Genomic DNA, 19809 nt, shown 5'->3' with positions numbered 1-19809 from the left:
CGACGTCCACGGAAAGGCTTGACCAGACGCCATGCGCGCGCAGTTCGTCCTGTCGGAGATCGGTGTCGGTCTCCGCCGCAACCTCACGATGACCTTCGCGGTCGTCATCTCGGTGGCCCTCTCGCTCGCCCTCTTCGGCGGCTCCCTGCTGATGCGGGACCAGGTGAGCTCGATGAAGGGCTACTGGTACGACAAGGTCCAGGTGTCGATCTTCCTCTGCAACAAGGCGGACGCGGAGGCGGACGCCAACTGTGCCAGGGGCGCCGTCACGACCCAGCAGAAGGCGCAGATCAAGAACGACCTGGACAAGCTCTCCATCGTGGAGCACGTCTACTACGAGTCGTCGGACCAGGCCTACAAGCACTACAAGGAGCAGTTCAAGGACTCCCCGCTGGCGGCTTCCCTCACGCCGGACCAGATGCAGGAGTCGTACCGGATCAAGCTCAAGGACCCGGAGAAGTACAAGGTGATCGACACCGCGTTCTCCGGGCGGACCGGTGTGCAGTCGGTCGAGGACCAGCGGGACGTGCTGGAGAACCTGTTCGACCTGCTCGGCGGGATGAACGTCGCGGCCCTCGGTGTGATGGGGCTGATGCTGATCGTCGCGCTGCTGCTGATCGTCAACACCGTGCGTGTCTCGGCGTTCAGCCGCCGGCGGGAGATCGGCATCATGCGTCTCGTCGGCGCGTCCGGCTTCTACATCCAGGCGCCCTTCATCATGGAGGCCGCGATCGCGGGGCTGATCGGCGCGGGCTTCGCCATCGCGTTGCTCGTCGGCGGCAAGTACTTCCTGGTCGACTCCTGGCTCGCGGAACAGATCCCGCTGGTCAACTTCATCGGCTGGGACGTCGTGATCGCCAAGCTGCCGCTGGTGCTGGCGATCGGTCTGCTGATGCCGGGTCTCGCCGCTTTCGTTGCGTTGCGGAAGTATCTGAAGGTCTGACCGTTGTTGCATGCCCATGACGATCTAGAGACGCGACGCTTACCACCTGCGCGAATGTTGATCGATAAGCTCTTCTCGACCGATCGGGCTTCCGGTTCTCGGAAGCAACGTCAGTGAACGAGGAGATCCACAAGATCATGCGTGACATCAACGGGGGCATGGGCAAGCGGGTGGCCGGTACGGCCGTGACGGCGGCGCTCGGCGCGGCCCTGCTGCTGCCCGCCGTCCCGGCCTCGGCCGCACCGGCCGCCGGCGCCCAGAACGCGGCGGCCACGACGGCCGTCGCCGCGAAGGCCGACTACAAGTACCACTTCACCTACCGGGTCATCCGCAAGACGACCCCGGCCGAAGTGTCCTTCAAGAAGATGAACAAGATCATGAACGGTGTGTTCCCGATCAAGGGCATGCCGAAGACCGTCAAGCAGGGCCAGAAGATCTGCCTGAAGATGGTCAAGGACTGCAACCCGGTCAAGGTGACGAAGGTCGGGAAGACGTACTTCACCCTGAAGTCCCTCCCCGGGCACCTGGAGGGGGCGGGCAAGAACATCACCTTCAAGCTGGTGAAGAGGAACGGCTACCTCGTCCTCGACGTGACCGCCTCCGGCCCCAAGGCCGTCTGGCAGAAGCACCCCCTCACCGAGAAGGGCAACCGACTCTTCGCCAAGGGCATGTGGGGCGCCTACGCGGTGAACCTGGCCAAGGCCGCCGAGTACAACCTGGTGTGACGCGCGGGGCCGCGTTCCTCGCACCGAACACGTACCCGCGCAAGTACCTGAAGGTGTGACGCACGCCAATGGGGCCGTACCGGCATCGGCCGGTGCGGCCCTTCGCGTTGTCCTAGACTCGCCGACATGCCGGGCCGCGACCTGTTCTCCCAGCCCCGCCGCTTCGGCCGCGGGGCGGCCCTGACATTGGTCTTCGCGAGCGTCCTCGCGGCCGGTGCCGCGACCGGCTCCTTCGAGGACCCGAACCGGAAGACGCCCTCCGCCACGGGCACGTCCCGCGCCACCCCGGCCGCGCAGGGCGAGGACGTCGCCGACGCCGCCGCCGAGGCCATGGCCGAGGGCAAGTCCCCGCTGGAGGCCGCCGAAGGCGCGGTCAGCCGCAGCGGCGACCGCTGGGGCGCGGTCTACTCCGAGGGCGAGTACGAGGAGTTCGAGGAGGCGCTCGACGGCGAGTACACCGGCGTCGGCCTCTGGGCCCGCCGCGACAGCGACGGCCGGATCGAGGTGAGCCGGGTCCGCGCGGGCTCGCCCGCCGCCGAGGCCGGCATCCGCGCGGGCGACCTGCTGCTCACCGTCGACGGCGAGAAGGTCGACGGCCGCCCGGTCACGGACGTCGTCTCGTTACTCCGCGGCGACGCGCTCGACGGCAAGGACAAGAACGCCGAGGACGCGGGCGCCGGTACGACGGTGGTGCTCGGTCTGCGGCGCGGCACCCACCGGTGGAGCGAGACCCTGCGCCGGGCCCGGCTGACCACCGACGACGTCACCGTCAGCAAGCTCACCGGCGGGATCACCGTGATCAGGATCGCCGCCTTCACCAAGGGCTCCGGCGATCTCGTGAAGGCCGCCGTGGAGCAGGCCTCCAAGGCCTCCGGGATCATCCTCGACCTGCGCGGCAACTCCGGCGGACTGGTCGCCGAGGCCGTCACCTCCGCCTCCGCCTTCCTCGACGGCGGCCTCGTCGCCACCTACGACGTCAACGGCGAGCAGCAGGCCCTGCACGCCGACCCCGGCGGCGACACCACCAGGCCCCTCGTCACGCTGGTGGACGGCGGCACGATGAGCGCGGCCGAGCTGCTCACCGGGGCCCTCCAGGACCGTGGCCGCGCGGTGGTCGTGGGATCCCGCACCTTCGGCAAGGGCTCGGTGCAGCTGCCGAGCCGCCTCCCCGACGGCTCCGTCGCCGAACTGACCGTCGGCCACTACCGCACCCCCTCCGGCCACGGCGTCGACGGCACGGGCATCACCCCGGACCTGGAGGCCGACCAGCAGGTGCTCCAGCGCGCGGAGACGGTCCTCAGCGGACTGGGCCAGTGAGCCCCCGCCCCACCCCCGCGAGCCTCCCTCGTTAATCGGCTTCCCGTGGACCCCCTCCGTAGTGCGAAAATGGACGGCACTATGAGCAAGGGAATGTACGTACCCAAGGAGTCCCAGCCCAAGCAGGGCGGAGGGGCCGGCAAGGCCAGGGAAGGCGAGAAGGGCGGCAAGCGCAAGATCGTCGCCCAGAACAAGAAGGCCCGGCACGACTACGCGATCATCGACACCTTCGAGGCCGGTCTGGTGCTCACCGGCACCGAGGTGAAGTCGCTGCGCCAGGGCCGGACCTCGCTGACCGACGGCTTCGTCCAGATCGACCGGGGCGAGGCGTGGCTGCACAACGCCCACATCCCCGAGTACAACCAGGGCAGCTGGACCAACCACTCCGCGCGCCGCAAGCGCAAGCTGCTGCTGCACCGTGAGGAGATCGACAAGCTGGAGTCCAAGGCCCAGGAGACGGGCCACACGATCGTGCCCCTCGCCCTGTACTTCAAGGACGGCCGCGCGAAGGCCGAGATCGCCCTCGCGCGAGGCAAGAAGGAGTACGACAAGCGCCAGACCCTGCGGGAGCAGCAGGACCGGCGGGAGTCGGACCGCGCCATCGCGGCGGCGAAGCGCAAGCAGCGGGCGTAGCCACACGGAATGCGGTGGCACACGCTCGCGTCGGTCACGTACGATGGCTCCGTACCTCACAGCGGGTGCGTGACTCTCTCCGGATTTTTCCGGAGGGAATTGAAAAAACAACATGGGGATGATCGGTTTCGACAGCGGATGTCGAGGCAGGGGAAGCGTGTCGAGGAAGCGGCCATGATCTCGTAAACCACAGGCCGAAAAAAATAATCGCCACTGTTAAGAGCGATTCTCCCAAGTCGTTCGCCCTCGCCGCCTGATCTCAGGTAGCGACTCGCGAACTCCTTACTAAAGGGAGTGTCAGCCCGGGAGTGTTCCCGACCCGGATCCTGGCATCAGCTAGGGGACTAAACCTTGATCCCGGTCACGGGGTGAAGAGGGAAATCTAACAGTGACTGAGCCCGTCGGCGACTTGTTCGCGTGATCGCCGGGGCTGAGAAAATCACAGCGAACTGCACACGGAGAAGCCCTGGTTCTGCACCGTTGGACGCGGGTTCGATTCCCGCCATCTCCACGATCGGGAGGGTTGCTGACCTCCCAACCCATGTGGGCAAGGCCCCGTCGCTTTCGAGCGGCGGGGCTTTTGCCGTGTATGAGCCACGCACCCGAACCGCGGCATGTGCTCGTCCGTCCGCAGGGCGGCCCGTCGCCGCTGTACCTGATCCCGTACGCGGAGCAGAGCGAAGCCCTCGCGGACCTCGACGACTTCACGTACCTCGTCCCGCTCGACGACCCCGAACTGGCGCTCCCGGAAGCCCTGTCGGAGTACAGGCCGGGCCTGGAGTACGCCCGGGCGCTGGCGAAGCACCTGGGCGCGGCCTGGGTGGTGCGCTACTGGGACGAGCGGCACGGCACGACGAAGTTCGTGTGCTGGGGCTGCGACGGCCTGCACTGGGCCGCCGAGCTCCACCCCGTCCCACCGCACCCGGTCCGCATCACCATGCTGGCCGAGTTCAAGTGGTACCCCCTGCGCGCCGAGGGCTTCGGCGACTTCGCCCCCGACGACCCCACGGCCGCGCTCGGCCTCTCCGACGATCTCGTCGCCGGCCTGTACCGCTGGGCGGCGGACTTCGACGCCGCGATGAACGACTACGTGTCGGCCCGCGACGAGGACGAGTTCGACGCCAGGAAACGGGAGTTGGAGCGGGTGGGCGAAAGCCTGGCCGAACGCCTCGCCGCCGAGCTCGGGCCGGGCCGGACGGTGAACTACCTGGGGGTCGTCTAGGGCGTGTTTCGAAAGTGGCGTCGTCCGCCCGGAGGGCAGACGGGACTTTCGAAACACGCCCTAGAGCCTGTCGTCAAATTCCCGTCTGCCGTGCGGGGCTGTGAGGCCGCTCGTCACCCGGTCACACGGCGTGCTGTGCTCGCTCTCACCGTCAGCCGGGGCGGCAGGAGCGTGGACTGCGGTACGGGGGCGCCTTCCAGTTTCCGCATCAGCAGTCGCACCGCCCGCTCGCCCACCTCGGTGGTCGGGATGGCGATGGAGGTGACGGGGACAGGGAGGTTCGCGGCCAGCTCGTCCGGGCAGAGGGCGGTGACCGACAGGTCGCCCGGGACCCGTAGGCCGAGCTGTTCGAACGCCTCCAGGAGGGGTTCCAGGATCGCCTCGTTGTGGACGACGACCCCGGTCAGCGCCGGCTGTTCGCGCAGCAGCCGCTCGGCGACCTTGTGGGCCGCGGCCGGTGTGGCCTCGCAGGGGTGGACCGTGGAGGACATGCCGTGGCGGGCGGCGGCGGCCGTGAAGCCCTGGACGACGCGTTGCGCGAACGCGGTCTGGCGGACGTAGACCTCCGGCGGTGAGCCGATGAGCCCGACGACCCGGTGGCCCAGGCCCGCCAGATGCTCCACGCACAGTTCGCCCGCCGCCTTGAAGTCCAGGTCGATGCAGGTCAGCCCTTCGGTGTCGGCGGGGAAGCCGATCAGTACCGACGGGCGGTCGAGGGCGCGCAGCAGTGGCAGCCGGGGGTCGTGGAGCTGGACGTCCATCACGATCAGGGCGTCCGCCAGGGCAGTGTCGGCGACCCGGCGCAGGCACTCCTCGCCCTCCTCCCGCGTCAGCAGCAGTACGTCGTGGTCGTGCGCGCGGGCCGTCGTCACCGCCGACACCGCGAACTGCATCACCACCGGCACATTGATCCCGGCCCGTAACGGCACGACTATCGCCAGCACATGGGACTTGCTGCTGGCCAGGGCGCGGGCGCCCGCGTGCGGACGGTAGCCCAGTTCGCGGACGGACGCCTCGACCCGGGCCCTGGTCTCCGCCGAGATCGGCCGTTTGCCGCTGAGGGCGTAGGAGACCGTGCTGGGGGAGACGCCCGCGTGCCGTGCCACATCGGTGATCTTCACCATCACGCCGACCCCTTCGTCGCGGAGTCCGAGCCAGGGTCCGAGACCGAAAGGTCCCCGTCCCCGTCCCCGTCCCCGTCCAGGTCCCGGTCCAGGTCCATGGTCAGGAAGCCCGTGCCCGCCTTCGCCCGTACCTCCCTGCCGCCCACCGCCAGGCCCCAGGGCGCCCTCGGCTCGCCGCACGAGGCCCGCAGGGTGTCGCCCTCGCGTACCACCGTGAACGTCGAGTCGCCGACGACGCACGTCACCTGGGCGCCGCGTTCGAGGCCGTACGCCCGCAGCGTGACCCCGTCGGCGTGGTCGTAGTCGGGGCGGTCGGCCACCGCGCCGACCGGGATCACCGAGCCGGGCCGGACGAGGAGCGGCACGCTCAGGAACCCGTGGCTCTCGCGCACCCAGCGGGGGCCGGTCACCGTCCCGCCGGTCAGGAGGTGCGTCCAGGTGCCCTCGGGGACGTAGTACGCGACCTCGCCGGAATCGTCGAACACGGGCGCGACCAGCAGGTCGGGGCCGAGCATGTACTGCCGTTCCAGATGCGCGCAGCCGGGGTCGTCCGGGAACTCCAGGACCATCGCCCGCATCATCGGCACCCCCTCGGTGTGGGCGGCGCGCGCGGCCTCGTACAGATACGGCATCAGGCTCAGCTTCAGCCGGGTGAAGTGGCGGAGTACGTCCACGGACTCCTCGTCGAAGAGCCAGGGCACGCGGTACGAGGAGCTGCCGTGCAGTCGGCTGTGCGAGGAGAGCAGGCCGAAGGCCAGCCAGCGCTTGAACAGTGCCGGGGCCGGCGTGCCCTCGAAGCCGCCGATGTCGTGGCTCCAGTACCCGAAGCCGGAGAGCCCGAGGGAGAGCCCGCCGCGCAGTGACTCCGCCATCGACTCGTACGTGGCCTCGCAGTCACCGCCCCAGTGCACGGGGAACTTCTGGCTCCCGGCGGTCGCCGAGCGCGCGAAGACGACCGCCTCGCCCTCTCCCCGCTGCTTGCGCAGCACGTCGAAGACCGTGCGGTTGTAGAGGTACGTGTAGTGGTTGTGCATCCGCTCCGGGTCCGAGCCGTCGGACCACAGCACGTCCAGGGGCACCCGCTCGCCGAAGTCGGTCTTGAAGCAGTCGACGCCCTGGGCGAGCAGCGCCTCCAGCTTGGACGCGTACCAGTCGCGGGCCGCCGGGCTGGTGAAGTCGACCAGTGCCATGCCCGGCTGCCACATGTCCCACTGCCAGACGCTCCCGTCGGGCCTGCGCAGCAGATGGCCGAGCGCCTTGCCCTCCGCGAAGAGCGGCGAGCGCTGCGCGATGTACGGGTTGATCCAGACGCAGACACGCAGCCCGCGTTCCTTGAGGCGGGCCAGCATGCCCTCCGGGTCGGGGAAGACCCGTGGGTCCCATCGGAAGTCGCACCACTGGAACTCCCGCATCCAGAAGCAGTCGAAGTGGAAGACGGAGAGGGGGAGTTCGCGCTCCCGCATCCCCTCTATGAAGGAGGTGACGGTCTCCTCGTCGTACGACGTGGTGAAGGACGTGGAGAGCCACAGGCCGAACGACCAGGCGGGGGGCAGGGCCGGGCGTCCCGTCAGGGCCGTGTACTTGCGGAGGATGTCCTTCGGGGTCGGGCCGTGGATGACGTAGTACGTCAACTCCTGGGTCTCCGCGCTGAACTGGACCCGTGAGACCGCCTCCGAGCCGACCTCGAAGGAGACCTTGCCCGGGTGGTCGACGAAGACGCCGTAGCCCGCGTCGGTGAGGTAGAAGGGGATGTTCTTGTAGGCCTGTTCGGTGGCCGTGCCGCCGTCGGCGTTCCAGATGTCGACGACCTGGCCGTTCTTGACGAGGGGACCGAACCGTTCGCCGAGGCCGTAGACGGAGGTGCCGACGCCGAGGTTCAGCTGTTCGCGCAGATAGTGGGCGCCGGTCGGGTCCGTCAGGATGCCCATGTTCTTGGGGCCGCTGGAGGTGAGGGTGCGGCCGTGGGCGAGGAACTCGACCTGCCAGGGGCCGGAGCGGGCGAACCGGACGGACAGCGTGCCGGAGGTGAGGGTGGCGTGCCCGTCGTCGTACGAGACCTGGGGGACGGCATGGCTCCCGGTGAGGTCGAACTCGGGGCCGCGTGGCTGTTCGCCCGTGAGGTGGGTGAGGGTGAGGCCGATGACGTCGGGCATCGGGGTGTGCGCGCGGATCGTCATGACCGGCCCTGTCATCAGGTCGCCACGGCCGCGGATGGGCCGGGTCGGCGCATGGATCTCCAGCGCGCCGTCCTCCGACTCGACGACGTCGAGGACCTCGGCCGGATGAGCGGCGGTCACGCCCTCGCGCAGCAGCCAGTAGCCGTCTGTGAACTTCACTTGTCGCCTCCCGAAGCGGTCCGGCGGGGAAATCGGTCACAGCGGGGAAATCGTTCTCGGGGTGTGGGCGAACCGTTTCGACGAGTGATGTCGAAGCGCTTCGACGGGCGAAGGTATGGGTGAGGTGTGATCGCGTCAATGGGAGGCGCGGAAATAGGGTGACACGTGCGAGTGGTCGAACGGGTGAGGCGTTCCGGGGTGCCGCTTCACGGGCCGCTGACAGGAATGGGACGGGTAGGGGCGGCGGGGGCGATGAGCGACCCGGGGTCACGAGGGGCGGCGCCATGTGCCCCCGAGCAGTGCCACCCCGAGCGCGACCCCCGCCGCCCCAACCGGCACGCCGAACCCCAGAGCTCCCGACCCGGCGGTGTGCTCCACGACCCAGCCGCCCAGTGCCGAGCCTCCGGCGACCCCGCCGAGCAGGCCCGTGACCGCCAGGGTCATGCCCTCGTTCAACTGGCCCTCGGGGGTGAGCCGTTGGACCAGGGCCATGGACGTGATCATCGTCGGCGCGGTGGCCATGCCGGCCAGGAGGAGGGCCGGGGCCAGGGCCAGGAGCGAGTCCGTCGTGGAGGCCGCGAGCCAGGGGAGGGTCATCAGGGTCGTCATGGCCGCCAGGCACAGGGGGAAGCGGCGTTCGGCGGGGGCCGTCACCCGGAGCGCGCCGTACGCCAGCCCCGCCGCGCACGAACCCGCGGCCTGCAGGCCCAGGACCACGCCCGCCGCCGAGGCCTGGCCGCGCGCGTCCGCGTAGGCGATGGTGACGACCTCCAGCGAGCCGAAGACCGCGCCCGTGGCGAGGAAGGCCAGGAGGAGAGGGGCGATACCCGGGGTGCGGATCGGGGACTTCACCGGCGTACGACCCCGAGGCGGCGGCTCCGTCGCGCGCTGGGCGGCGAAGATCAGTACGCCGGTCATACAGACGAGGCCGCCGATCAGCGTGCCCGCCTCCGGGAACAAGGCCGTGCACACGAACGCCGCCACCACCGGGCCCAGCATGAAGCACAGCTCGTCCGCCGCCTGTTCGAAGGAGTTCGCGGTGTGCAGGGCCGCCGGGTCGTCCTTCAGGAGGTGCGCCCAGCGGGCACGGGACATGCCGCCGGTGTTGGGGGCGGTGGCGGTGGCCGCGTAGGAGGCGAACAGGGTCCAGTCGGGGGCGTCCCAGTGCACGCAGGCCACCAGGGCCGAGCCGCCGAGCAGTGCCATCGCCGTCGCCGGGACCGCCACCCTCGCCTGGCCGTGACGGTCCACCATCCGCGCGGTCCAGGGGGCCACCAGCGCCGTGGCCCCCAGCCCCGTCGCGACGACGGCACCGGCAAGCGCGTACGAGCCGCGCGACCCGGCGATCATGATGACCGCGCTCACGCTGAACATGCCCATGGGCAGTCGGGCTATCAGGTTGCCGACGGTGAAAGCGAGGGCCCCGGGGTGGGTGAAGAGACGGCGGTACGGGCCCGGAGGGCGACGCGGGGCGCGGGGCTGCCCGGCCGGTCCGCGCCGCCCGCGAGGACCGAAGTCGGCGGCCACCAACGTGTCAGCGGTGACCGTGAGCAGGGGAGCCGTCCTCCCGGACGGAGGCATGGTCGAAGAGGCCCTGTCGGGCGAGGAGTGCGGCATGCGTCAACCGTCGCCCCTCACGTCAACGCACGTCCAAGACTTACTCCGTGGCGATTAAGTCGAGTCGGTTATAAGTTCCCGGGGTGTCCGACGACCCCGCATCCACCAAGACGGTCGACCCCCGCCTCCTGCGCGCGTTCCTCGCCGTCGCCGAAGAGCTGCACTTCACCCGTGCCGCCGCCCGCCTCTACGTAGCCCAGCCGGCGCTCAGCCGGGACATCCGGAAACTGGAGTGGGACCTCGGCGTCGAACTCTTCGTACGGTCGACCCGGCAGGTGACGCCGACACCCGACGCGGAGCGGCTCGTGCCGTACGCGCGGCGGGTGGTGGAGGCCCATGACGCGCTGGTCGGCGCGTTCGCGCAGCCCCGGCCCCTGCTGGTGGACCTCAACTCGGAAGGGCTGGCCACCAACCGCCGCGTGCTGGAACGGGCCCGCGAACTCGCCCCCGAGCACGAGCTGATGGCCCGCTACGAGAGCGGACTCACCCACGCCTCCTACGAGATGCTCGCGGGACGGCTCGACGTGTCGTTCGGCCGGTTCGCGGGGCTCGGCCCGGCGGCCCGCGCCCGGCTCTCCCAACAGCCCGTGCGGTACGAGCCGATGGCCGTGCTCCTGCCCGAGGACCACCCCCTGGCCGAGCTCGACGCCGTACCGATGCCGAAGCTGCGGGGCGAGAGCGTGTACGCGGGGGCCGGGAACCCCCGGACGCCGGAGTGGACGGAGCTGGCGCGCCTGCTCTTCGAGCTGCACGGCGCCAGGCTGGCGCCGCCCGCGCCGCTCGCCGTGGGGGCCGAGGAGTTCCGGCGGATCATGGCGAAGACCCGGACCCCCGTGCTCGCCGTGGTGGGCATGCCCGCGCTGGACGGGATGGTCTCGCGGCCGCTCGTCGACCCCGTGCCGCTCTCGCCCGTCTCGTTGGTGTGGCGCAAGGGGCTCGTGCATCCCGGGCTCGATGCGCTCCGCGAGGCGGCGGCCGAGCTGGCGCGCGCGGAAGTATGGCTGTCGCGTCCCCAGAACGGGTGGATTCCGGCCGCAGATGCACTCATCATGATGAGTTCGAGCTGACTTCGGGCGCACGAGCTTCCCTCGCACCCCTACATTCGGGACCCGGGTGCGTGTGATGGGCGGGGCGCCCCGGACCGGGTGGGGGCCCGGTCCGGTACAGGAAAGTGCGACGGCCCGCCATCGAACACGCACCCCGAACTGTCCCCGGGGGGATGTGCGTGCAAGCGAAGAAGTGGCCGAAGGACCGGCAGGCGAAGCGGTCGAGGTCTGATTCCGGTACCGATGCTGATTCCGGTACCGATGCCGGTTCTGCTGCCGGTTCTGGCTCCGTTTCTGGTTCCGGTTCTGGTTCGAACGTCGGTGCGGGTTCCGGTGGCGACGTGGTCTGGCCCGAGGCCGGCGGCAGAACAGCCGCCTCGCTCGCCCTGGGCCGTGACGGGGGAGTACTGCGACAACCGACCGCGTCCGAACGGGAGTTCCGCGGCGACCGCGACCCCGTACTCCCCGCCACCCCTCAGGACCCGTGGGACCAGCTCGGCCGGCCCGGCCACACCCACGACCCCCATGAGGTGACCGTCCGACTCGACGACGCGGGGGCGCCGGACTCCGACCGGCCCGTGTTCGTCGACGAGTCCGGGCGGCGCAGGAACCGCTACCGGCGGCTCGGCATCTTCGTCGGCGGCGCCTGCGCGACATACGCCGCCGTCATCGTCGTCACCCTCCTGTCGGGCAACTCCGACGCGCCCTGGCTGCCGGTGCCGGGCCAGAAGGACGACAAGCCCGCGGGCAAGGTCGACACCCCTCCTCCGCCGGACGAGTCGGCCGGCTCGTCCGGCGGAGGAGGCGTCTTCCCCGGTCTGGACATCGGCGCGGGCGCGTCGGTCGGTCCGGGCGGGGTGACGCTCTCGCCGGGCGGCGGTGCGAAGCCGTCGGGCAAGCCCTCGGCCAGTGCCTCGGCGCCGGGAGCGTCCGCCGGCCCGAAGCCCTCGGTGAGCGCCAGCGCGAAGCCCGGCCCGAGCGGCAGCGCGCAGAACCCCGGGCCCTCGCCCTCCGCGTCCACCCCGCCGGGCGGCGACCCCAGCCCCTCCGGCTCGCCCTCGCCGGGCCCCTCGGACTCCGGCGGCTCCGACCCCGCCCCGGGCCCCGACACCGTCGCCGACGGCCCGGCCGCCCCGGCGCCCGTCGAGCCCGTCGCCGCCGAGACCGCGTCCCCGTCCCCGAACGCCCCGGACCCCGAGCCCAATCCGGAGACCGCCGCCTGATGCCCCGTTCCAAGCGCCGCGGCTCGCCCTCGCGAGCCGCCGGTCGCCGACCCCTGTCCCCACGCCCGTCCCCGGGCGGGCGCACACGCCGGCGCATACCCCTGCGCCATCTGCTCCCCTGCCTCGTACTCGTCGCCCTCATGGCCATGCTCATGCTGCGCGGCTACGTCCACAGCGAGATCCTCGCGGACCACCGCGTCCAGCCGCCCGTGTCGAACGACCGGGTGCCGAAGAAGATCCTCAAGGGCGGCCCGGTCATCGACTCCCGGTCCCCGAAAGGGGCGACCAGCCATGACCTCCCGGACCGTGAGCTGGTGCTGACCTTCGACGACGGCCCGGACCCCGAGTGGACCCCGAAAGTCCTCGACGTCCTCGCCAAGCACGACGCGCACGCCGTCTTCTTCATCACCGGCACGATGGCCTCCCGCTACCCGGACCTCGTCGAGCGCATGGTCGAGGAAGGCCACGAGATCGGCCTGCACACCTTCAACCACCCGGACCTGTCCCTCCAGACCAGGCAGCGCATCGACTGGGAGCTGTCGCAGAACCAGCTCGCCCTCGCGGGCGCGGCCGGCATCCGCACCTCGCTGTTCCGGCCGCCGTACTCGTCGTTCGCCAAGGTCATGGACAACCAGTCGTGGCCGGTCACCCAGTACATCGGCAGCCGCGGCTATCTCACCGTCGTCAGCGACACCGACAGCCACGACTGGGCGCGGCCCGGCGTCGACGAGATCATCCGCCGGGCCACGCCCGAGGACGGCAAGGGCGCGGTCGTCCTGATGCACGACTCCGGCGGCGACCGCTCGCAGACCGTCGCCGCGCTCGACCGTTTCATCGCCGGGCTCAAGAAGAAGGGCTACGCGTTCGACACCATCACCCGGGCCCTGAACGCACCCAGCGCGCACACCGAGGTCACGGGCCCGGAGCTGTGGAAGGGCAAGGCCTGGGTGGTCCTCGTCCAGGCCTCGGAGAAGATCACCGCCGTACTCGTCGTCGCGCTCGCCGTGATCGGTGTCCTCGTCCTCACCCGCTTCGGCCTGATGCTGGTCCTGTCCGTGCTGCACGCCCGCAAGGTCCGCCGCCGGGACTTCCGGTGGGGCCCGAACGGGCCGGTCACCGAACCGGTGTCGGTGCTCGTCCCGGCGTACAACGAGGCCAAGTGCATCGAGAAGACGGTCCGTTCACTTGTGGCGAGCGACCACCCCGTCGAGGTGCTGGTCGTCGACGACGGTTCGAGCGACGGCACGGCCGGCATCGTCGAGGAGCTGGGACTCCCGGATGTGCGTGTCGTCCGGCAGACCAACGCGGGCAAGCCCGCCGCCCTCAACCGGGGCATCGCGCACGCCCGCCACGACCTGATCGTGATGATGGACGGCGACACGGTCTTCGAGCCGTCCACCGTCCGTGAGCTGGTCCAGCCCTTCGCCGACCCGCGCGTGGGCGCGGTCGCCGGCAACGCCAAGGTCGGCAACCGCGATCTGCTCATCGGCGCCTGGCAGCACATCGAGTACGTGATGGGCTTCAACCTCGACCGTCGGATGTACGACGTCCTGCGCTGTATGCCGACGATCCCCGGCGCGGTCGGGGCGTTCCGCCGCGAGGCGCTGAGGCGGGTCGGCGGCATGAGCGAGGACACCCTCGCCGAGGACACCGACATCACGATGGCCATGCACCGCGACGGCTGGCACGTGGTCTACGCCGAGAAGGCCCGGGCGTGGACGGAGGCCCCGGAGTCGGTCCAGCAGTTGTGGTCACAGCGCTACCGGTGGTCGTACGGGACGATGCAGGCGATCTGGAAGCACCGGGGCGCGTTCGTGGAGAAGGGGCCGTCGGGCCGCTTCGGCCGGGTCGGACTGCCGCTGGTGTCCCTGTTCATGGTGGTGGCCCCGCTGCTGGCCCCGCTGATCGATGTGTTCCTCCTCTACGGGCTGGTCTTCGGCCCGACCGAGAGGACGGTCGGCGCCTGGCTGGGCGTCCTGGCCGTGCAGGTGGTGTGCGCGGCGTACGCGTTCCACCTGGACAAGGAGCGGATGACGCACCTGGTCTCCCTGCCGCTCCAGCAACTGCTGTACCGCCAGCTGATGTATGTCGTCCTGCTCCAGTCCTGGATCACGGCCCTGACGGGTGGCCGGCTGCGCTGGCAGAAGCTGCGGCGGACGGGGGCGGTGGGGCTTCCCGGTGCGTCCGGTGCGTCCGGCGTCTCCGGTTCGGAACAGCAGCAGGTGAAGGAAGGGAGCCCGGTCGCATGAGCACGCTGACGCAGGACACCGCCGTCGGGCAGACCCCGCCGGCCCCCCGGACCGGCCCGGTCCGTGACCGTTACTTCGACCTCCTCCGGGCCCTGGCGATCTTCCGGGTGGTCCTCTACCACCTCACGGGCTGGGCCTGGCTGCCGCTCGTCTTCCCGTCCATGGGCGTGATGTTCGCGCTGGCGGGCAACCTGATGGCCCGTTCGCTGAAACGCCCGGCGGCGCAGGTCGTCAGGGGCCGCATCCGTCGTCTGCTGCCGCCGCTGTGGCTGTTGGGTGTGGTGGGCGTGACGGGCATGGTGGCGCAGGGCTGGGGCCCCGGCGACGAGGGCCATCCGCTGTGGTGGTGGCTCCACCTCACCTACTGGGTCCTCCCGCTGAGCGACCCGCCGTACGCGGAGGGCCTCCCCGGCGTGCACGGCTTCATCGGCGAGAACTGGGCGGCCGACCTGGCGGGCCCGCTCTGGTACCTCCGCGCGTACCTCTGGTACGTACTGCTCTCCCCGTTCCTGCTGAAGGCCCTGCGCGCCCTCCCGGTGGCGACGATCCTCGCTCCGATCGCCCTCTCGGCGGCCTTCGACCAGGGGTACATCACGCTCCCCGGCGAGCGGATCCCGTCCGCCCTCACGGACTTCAGCACCTTCGGTGCCTGCTGGATCGTGGGCATGGCCCACCAGGAGGGCATCCTCGAACGCCTCCCGAGGTACGTCGTCCCGTCGGTGGCCCCGGCGATCGCGCTGCTCGGCCTCTGGTACGCCATGAACCACGACTTCGGTTACGGCAACGACCTGGACAGCATGCCGTTCGCCCAGTCGTTGTGGTCGCTGGGGACCGTGCTGCTGCTTCTGCACGTCAGCCCGTCGTGGTCGGAGTGGCCGAGGCGGATGCGCCGCTGGGACGGTGTGATCACGTTCCTGAACTCCCGAGCGGTGACGATCTACCTCTGGCACAACACCTGCATCCTCGTGGCGGCGACGCAGTGGGACCGGCTCTGGGAGTTCGACGTGATGTGGATGCACTTCGCGTGGTTCCTGGAGAGCCCCTGGGGTGTGCTGGTCGTGACATGGATCCTCATCGTCGGCTGTGTGCTGGCCTTCGGCTGGACGGAGGACCTGGCGGCACAGCGAACGCCCAGGTTGTGGCCGAACGGTGGGAAGAAGGGGAGGGCCGGGAGGAAGGTCGTGTCCCAAGCGTCTTAACCCCGTAACCAAGCGGTATACGCACTTGCGTACGGGTGTTCGGTGGTGGTTGTTTGGCCGGGTGGGGCGGATGTCGGGGGTTTCCGCGTTCCTCGCCTCGCCAAGCGACTTGAGGAGTGACACCCGCCGATGACTCAGCCTCCCGGCCCGCCGCCGCAGGACGGTTACGGAGCCCAGCCGCCCCAGCAGCCTTACCCCGGCCCGTACTCGCCGCCGCCCGGCCAGGTCCCGGGACAGCAGCCCATGCCGGGCGCGATACCCGGCGGGCCGCCGAACCCGTACGCGGCGGGACCTCAGCAGCCGTACGGGGCGGGACCTCAGCAGCAGCCGTACGGGGCGCCGGGGCAGCAGCCGTACGGAGGCGCCCCCGGTTATGGGCAGCAGCCGTACGGGGGCGCCCCCGGCTATGGCGAGCAGCAGCCGTACGGGGGTTACCCGCCCCCGCCTCCGCCGAGTGGTGGTGGGGGCGGCAGGCTGGCGCTGATCATCGTGGCGGCGGTCGCGGCGGTGGCGGTCCTCAGCGGCGGCATCTTCCTTCTCACCAGCGACGACAGCGGTGAGGCGAAGCCCAGGGCCGACAAGAGCGTGTCGGCGAGCCCGAGCGAGTCCGAGACGCCGACCGAGGAGCCCACCCAGGAGGAGACGGACGCGCCGGACGACACCACGGGTGGCGGCACCTCCGAGGAGGCGCCCGGCACGGGTGTCGAGGGCCAGTGGCAGGACGAGGACGCGAAGACGCTGACCATCGGCGAGGAGGAGACCTCGGGCGACCTCAAGGGCAAGCACACCCTGTCGTACATCGACACCCTCGGCGGCAAGGGCATCATGACGGGCGTCGGCGCCTACCGCGACTCGAACTCCTTCCGCATGGTCCTGCGCCCGATGGCCTCACCCGACATCGACGACGAGGACCTGACGTACGCGACGGTCAAGCGCTCCGGCGACAGCGTGATCATCACGTGGGACGACGGCGGCACGGACGAGCTCCCGTACATCGGCGAGGTCTCGAGCTGACGTCCGCCGCGCCACCGCGACATCGCTGAGCGCCGGGGAGCCACAGGGCACCCCGGCGCTTCGCGCTCCTGGCACCCCGGACGAGCGCGTGAAGTGACTGTGACGGAGGCTACCCGGGAAGCGACTTTGCATGATCATGCGTTCTGATGCATACTCTTCCTATGTCTAAGGTCCTCACCTCCCTTCCCGCCGGCGAGCGTGTCGGCATCGCCTTCTCCGGCGGTCTCGACACCTCCGTCGCGGTCGCGTGGATGCGCGACAAGGGAGCCATCCCGTGCACCTACACGGCCGACATCGGCCAGTACGACGAGCCCGACATCGCCTCGGTGCCCGGCCGCGCGAAGGCCTACGGTGCCGAGATCGCGCGCCTGGTCGACTGCCGGGCCGCGCTGGTCGAGGAGGGCCTGGCCGCGCTCACCTGCGGCGCGTTCCACATCCGCTCCGGCGGGCGTGCCTACTTCAACACCACGCCCCTGGGCCGTGCCGTCACCGGCACGCTCCTGGTCCGGGCGATGCTCGAGGACAACGTCCAGATCTGGGGCGACGGCTCGACCTACAAGGGCAACGACATCGAGCGGTTCTACCGCTACGGCCTGCTCGCCAACCCGCACCTGCGGATCTACAAGCCCTGGCTCGACGCCGACTTCGTCACCGAGCTCGGCGGCCGCAAGGAGATGTCCGAGTGGCTGGTCGCGCACCAGCTGCCGTACCGGGACAGTACGGAGAAGGCGTACTCCACCGACGCCAACATCTGGGGCGCCACCCACGAGGCCAAGACGCTGGAGCACCTCGACACCGGCGTCGAGACCGTCGAGCCGATCATGGGCGTGCGGTTCTGGGACTCCGAGGTCGAGATCCTCCCCGAGGACGTCACCATCGGCTTCGACCAGGGTCGGCCGGTGACGATCAACGGCAAGGAGTTCGCCTCCCCCGTCGACCTCGTCATGGAGGCCAACGCGATCGGCGGCCGCCACGGGCTCGGCATGTCCGACCAGATCGAGAACCGGATCATCGAGGCCAAGAGCCGCGGCATCTACGAGGCCCCCGGCATGGCCCTCCTGCACGCCGCGTACGAGCGTCTCGTCAACGCGATCCACAACGAGGACACCCTCGCCCAGTACCACAACGAGGGCCGGCGGCTCGGTCGGCTGATGTACGAGGGCCGCTGGCTGGACCCGCAGGCGCTCATGATCCGGGAGTCGCTCCAGCGCTGGGTCGGCTCGGCCGTCACCGGCGAGGTCACCCTGAGGCTGCGGCGCGGCGAGGACTACTCGCTCCTCGACACCACCGGCCCGGCGTTCAGCTACCACCCGGACAAGCTCTCCATGGAGCGTACTGAGGACTCCGCGTTCGGCCCGCTGGACCGGATCGGCCAGCTCACCATGCGCAACCTCGACATCGCCGACTCCCGCGCCAAGCTGGAGCAGTACGCCGGCCTCGGCCTCATCGGCGGCTCCAACCCCGCGATCGGCGCCGACCAGGCCGCCGCGACCGGGCTGATCGGCACGATGCCGGAGATGCCGGAGGGCGGCGCCGAGGCCATCGCCTCCCGCGGCGAGGTCTCCGACGAGGACGCCCTGCTGGACCGCGCCGCGATGGAACTCGGCACGGACTGACACACCCACGGCTGACGACAGGGGCCGGCCCGACGCCAACGCGTCGGGCCGGCCCCTGTCGTTGTCACAGCTCCGTGCTCGGCGTCCGCCGCCAGTCCCACTCCGGGTGCCGGGCCAGAACCGCGAGGAACTCCTGTGCCGACAGGACCTCGAAGTGATTGGTGTCGATCAGGCCGTCGAAGCCGCGCAGGACCTCCCGGAGGAGGGCGCGGGCCGCGTCCATGGACTGGCAGGACACATAAACCCCGTACGGTTCCCCGATCCGGGCCGTGATCTCGTCCAGGTCCTCGGGCTCGAAGTCGGCCAGGATGTCGCCCGACAGATCGAGGCTGTAGGAGTAGCCCCGCCGGTGCAGGAACTCGCCGCCCTCGCGCAGGGGGTCGGGAACGAGTCCGAAGGAACGGATCCGGGCTTCCAGCGCACGGCGCTGTCCCACCGGAGCAAGAATGATCACGGACGGCCAGGACACGACAACCATCACCTCCCCGGCGACCGTAACGGATGAGACCATGCCCCTTCGCCTGCCCCGGCACCAGGACCTCGGAACCCCCGTCATACGCACCGACTTCACCGACCCCCAGGGCTGGGAACGCCTCGAACGGGCCCTGGAGACACCGGTGGCGATCGACGAGGTGCCCGACTCCGCGGACCACTACGACCGTGCCGTGCACTACGTCACGACCCTGTCCGACGAGAAGTTCCGGGGGGTGCGGGCGGCCGACGTGCTCGCCGCGGCGCCCCCGGAGCACACCCTGCCGTACGGTCACCTCTATCTCGCCGACGCCGAGACCTTCGCCTCGGACGACCTCCCGCTGCTCGGCATCGACCTCGACCCCGACCTCGAACCCTTCGCCGGCGAGCGGGCGAAGCCCTTCCGGATTCCGGCTCTGCACGTCGCGAGCGTCGAGGCCAATGTCTCGATCGCCAACCTGTTCTTCTGCGAGTTCCACGGCTTCACCTGGGACACTTCACCCGTGTACGTGGCGGCTCCCGGGTCGGCCGCGTACGAGGAGTTCCGGCAGATGGATCAGCACGAGGAGTGAGGATCTTCCGGTGGGCTCATGAGCTCATGGGCTCTGGGCTCTGGGCTCATGGGCGTGTGGGGGCGGAGGTCCGTCCCCGCCCCTCGTGTTCCGAGAGGGTCTTGTCCGTATGGACATCAGGCGGCTGAGGGCGGTGGCCGCCGCGACGAGGGTCGCGTAGCCCGGCAGGTCGGCCACCCCGGGGCTGTCCGCGAGCAGCGGGACGGCGGCCGCCACCGCCAACAGGGCCTGGGGCGCCGTACGTACGGCTCTGCGGTTCGAGTCGGTCATCTTGTTCACCTGTGCCGCCAGGCGGCGTACGAGCGGCGGTCGGCGGCCGTCCAGGTCGGGCCGGGGCCCACCTCGTAGCGACCGCGGCTTTTCTTGCCAGCGGCTTTTCGCGCCCACCTGAGAACGCCGTACGGTCTTGCGCACACTGTTCGCAATGCGTACGGTGTTCCACATGGCCGCACGGCGTGCGGCGCACACCTCCAGCCAAGCCACTCCTCCCTCTGAAAGGCAC

General features: G+C 70.3%; 17 protein-coding genes and 1 other RNA gene. 13 read left to right on the top strand and 5 right to left on the bottom strand.

What is annotated here, in order from left to right:
• Positions 1–31: 31 nt before the first annotated feature.
• The 6 genes from ftsX (at position 32) to SGFS_RS23950 (ending at position 4840) form a co-directional block, all read left to right on the top strand.
• On the top strand, positions 32–943 hold the full coding sequence (gene ftsX / locus SGFS_RS23975) for a permease-like cell division protein FtsX (protein WP_286253228.1): 912 nt from the start codon (positions 32–34) through the stop codon (positions 941–943).
• Between the two features lie 137 nt (positions 944–1080).
• Entirely contained in the window at positions 1081–1668 is a 588-nt protein-coding gene (locus SGFS_RS23970; RefSeq protein WP_286253226.1) for a hypothetical protein, read from the top strand.
• A 126-nt stretch (positions 1669–1794) separates the two neighbouring features.
• Complete coding sequence (locus SGFS_RS23965; protein ID WP_286253224.1) at positions 1795–2985, top strand: S41 family peptidase; 1191 nt, start codon at positions 1795–1797, stop codon at positions 2983–2985.
• Between the two features lie 93 nt (positions 2986–3078).
• On the top strand, positions 3079–3618 hold the full coding sequence (gene smpB / locus SGFS_RS23960) for an SsrA-binding protein SmpB (RefSeq protein ID WP_286260032.1): 540 nt from the start codon (positions 3079–3081) through the stop codon (positions 3616–3618).
• A gap of 114 nt (positions 3619–3732) precedes the next feature.
• Positions 3733–4132: a transfer-messenger RNA gene (gene ssrA / locus SGFS_RS23955) on the top strand.
• Between the two features lie 75 nt (positions 4133–4207).
• A complete protein-coding gene (locus tag SGFS_RS23950; RefSeq protein ID WP_286253222.1) occupies positions 4208–4840 on the top strand; it encodes a hypothetical protein in 633 nt (210 codons plus the stop codon).
• Between the two features lie 113 nt (positions 4841–4953).
• Here the strand turns inward: SGFS_RS23950 and SGFS_RS23945 are convergent, their stop codons facing one another.
• The 3 genes from SGFS_RS23945 to SGFS_RS23935 form a co-directional block, all read right to left on the bottom strand.
• Positions 4954–5964, bottom strand: coding sequence for a LacI family DNA-binding transcriptional regulator (locus tag SGFS_RS23945; protein WP_286253220.1), 1011 nt, complete (start codon positions 5962–5964; stop codon positions 4954–4956).
• On the bottom strand, positions 5964–8300 hold the full coding sequence (yicI, locus tag SGFS_RS23940) for an alpha-xylosidase (RefSeq protein ID WP_286253218.1): 2337 nt from the start codon (positions 8298–8300) through the stop codon (positions 5964–5966). The genes SGFS_RS23945 and yicI overlap by 1 nt, the downstream gene beginning before the upstream one ends.
• 267 nt (positions 8301–8567) lie before the next feature.
• The gene (locus SGFS_RS23935; protein WP_286253216.1) at positions 8568–9881 is read right to left on the bottom strand and encodes an MFS transporter; all 1314 of its coding nucleotides are present in this window, start codon (positions 9879–9881) and stop codon (positions 8568–8570) included.
• 119 nt (positions 9882–10000) lie between these two features.
• Here SGFS_RS23935 and SGFS_RS23930 point away from each other — a divergent pair, with 119 nt between their 5' ends.
• The 6 genes from SGFS_RS23930 to argG all read left to right on the top strand — a co-directional run bounded on the left by SGFS_RS23930 (position 10001) and on the right by argG (position 18264).
• Positions 10001–10984, top strand: coding sequence for a LysR family transcriptional regulator (locus SGFS_RS23930; protein WP_286253214.1), 984 nt, complete (start codon positions 10001–10003; stop codon positions 10982–10984).
• Between the two features lie 320 nt (positions 10985–11304).
• Entirely contained in the window at positions 11305–12186 is an 882-nt protein-coding gene (locus SGFS_RS23925) for a hypothetical protein (protein WP_286253212.1), read from the top strand.
• Positions 12186–14435, top strand: coding sequence for a glycosyltransferase (locus SGFS_RS23920; protein ID WP_286253211.1), 2250 nt, complete (start codon positions 12186–12188; stop codon positions 14433–14435). Before SGFS_RS23925 ends, SGFS_RS23920 begins: the two co-directional genes overlap by 1 nt.
• Positions 14432–15634 carry an acyltransferase family protein gene (locus tag SGFS_RS23915; protein WP_286253210.1) on the top strand — a complete coding sequence of 401 codons (1203 nt, stop codon included), beginning with the start codon at positions 14432–14434 and terminating at the stop codon, positions 15632–15634. The genes SGFS_RS23920 and SGFS_RS23915 overlap by 4 nt, the downstream gene beginning before the upstream one ends.
• A 129-nt stretch (positions 15635–15763) precedes the next feature.
• Positions 15764–16648, top strand: coding sequence for a hypothetical protein (locus SGFS_RS23910; RefSeq protein WP_286253209.1), 885 nt, complete (start codon positions 15764–15766; stop codon positions 16646–16648).
• A gap of 161 nt (positions 16649–16809) precedes the next feature.
• Positions 16810–18264 (top strand): argininosuccinate synthase, encoded by a 1455-nt coding sequence (argG, locus tag SGFS_RS23905; RefSeq protein ID WP_286253208.1) that lies wholly within the window; start codon positions 16810–16812, stop codon positions 18262–18264.
• A gap of 64 nt (positions 18265–18328) precedes the next feature.
• Here argG and SGFS_RS23900 read toward each other — a convergent pair whose 3' ends face one another.
• Entirely contained in the window at positions 18329–18775 is a 447-nt protein-coding gene (locus tag SGFS_RS23900; protein ID WP_286253207.1) for a hypothetical protein, read from the bottom strand.
• Here SGFS_RS23900 and SGFS_RS23895 point away from each other — a divergent pair.
• Entirely contained in the window at positions 18774–19307 is a 534-nt protein-coding gene (locus SGFS_RS23895; RefSeq protein WP_286253206.1) for a DUF6924 domain-containing protein, read from the top strand. The genes SGFS_RS23900 and SGFS_RS23895 overlap by 2 nt on opposite strands.
• Positions 19308–19331: 24 nt before the next feature.
• Here the strand turns inward: SGFS_RS23895 and SGFS_RS23890 are convergent, their stop codons facing one another.
• A complete protein-coding gene (locus SGFS_RS23890) occupies positions 19332–19577 on the bottom strand; it encodes a hypothetical protein (RefSeq protein WP_286253205.1) in 246 nt (81 codons plus the stop codon).
• Between the last annotated feature and the right edge of the window lie 232 nt (positions 19578–19809).

It is taken from the genome of Streptomyces graminofaciens (assembly GCF_030294945.1).
GTDB lineage: Bacteria > Actinomycetota > Actinomycetes > Streptomycetales > Streptomycetaceae > Streptomyces > Streptomyces graminofaciens.
Note: the sequence above shows the minus strand (reverse complement) of the source record. Positions and strands in the feature narration are given on the sequence as shown.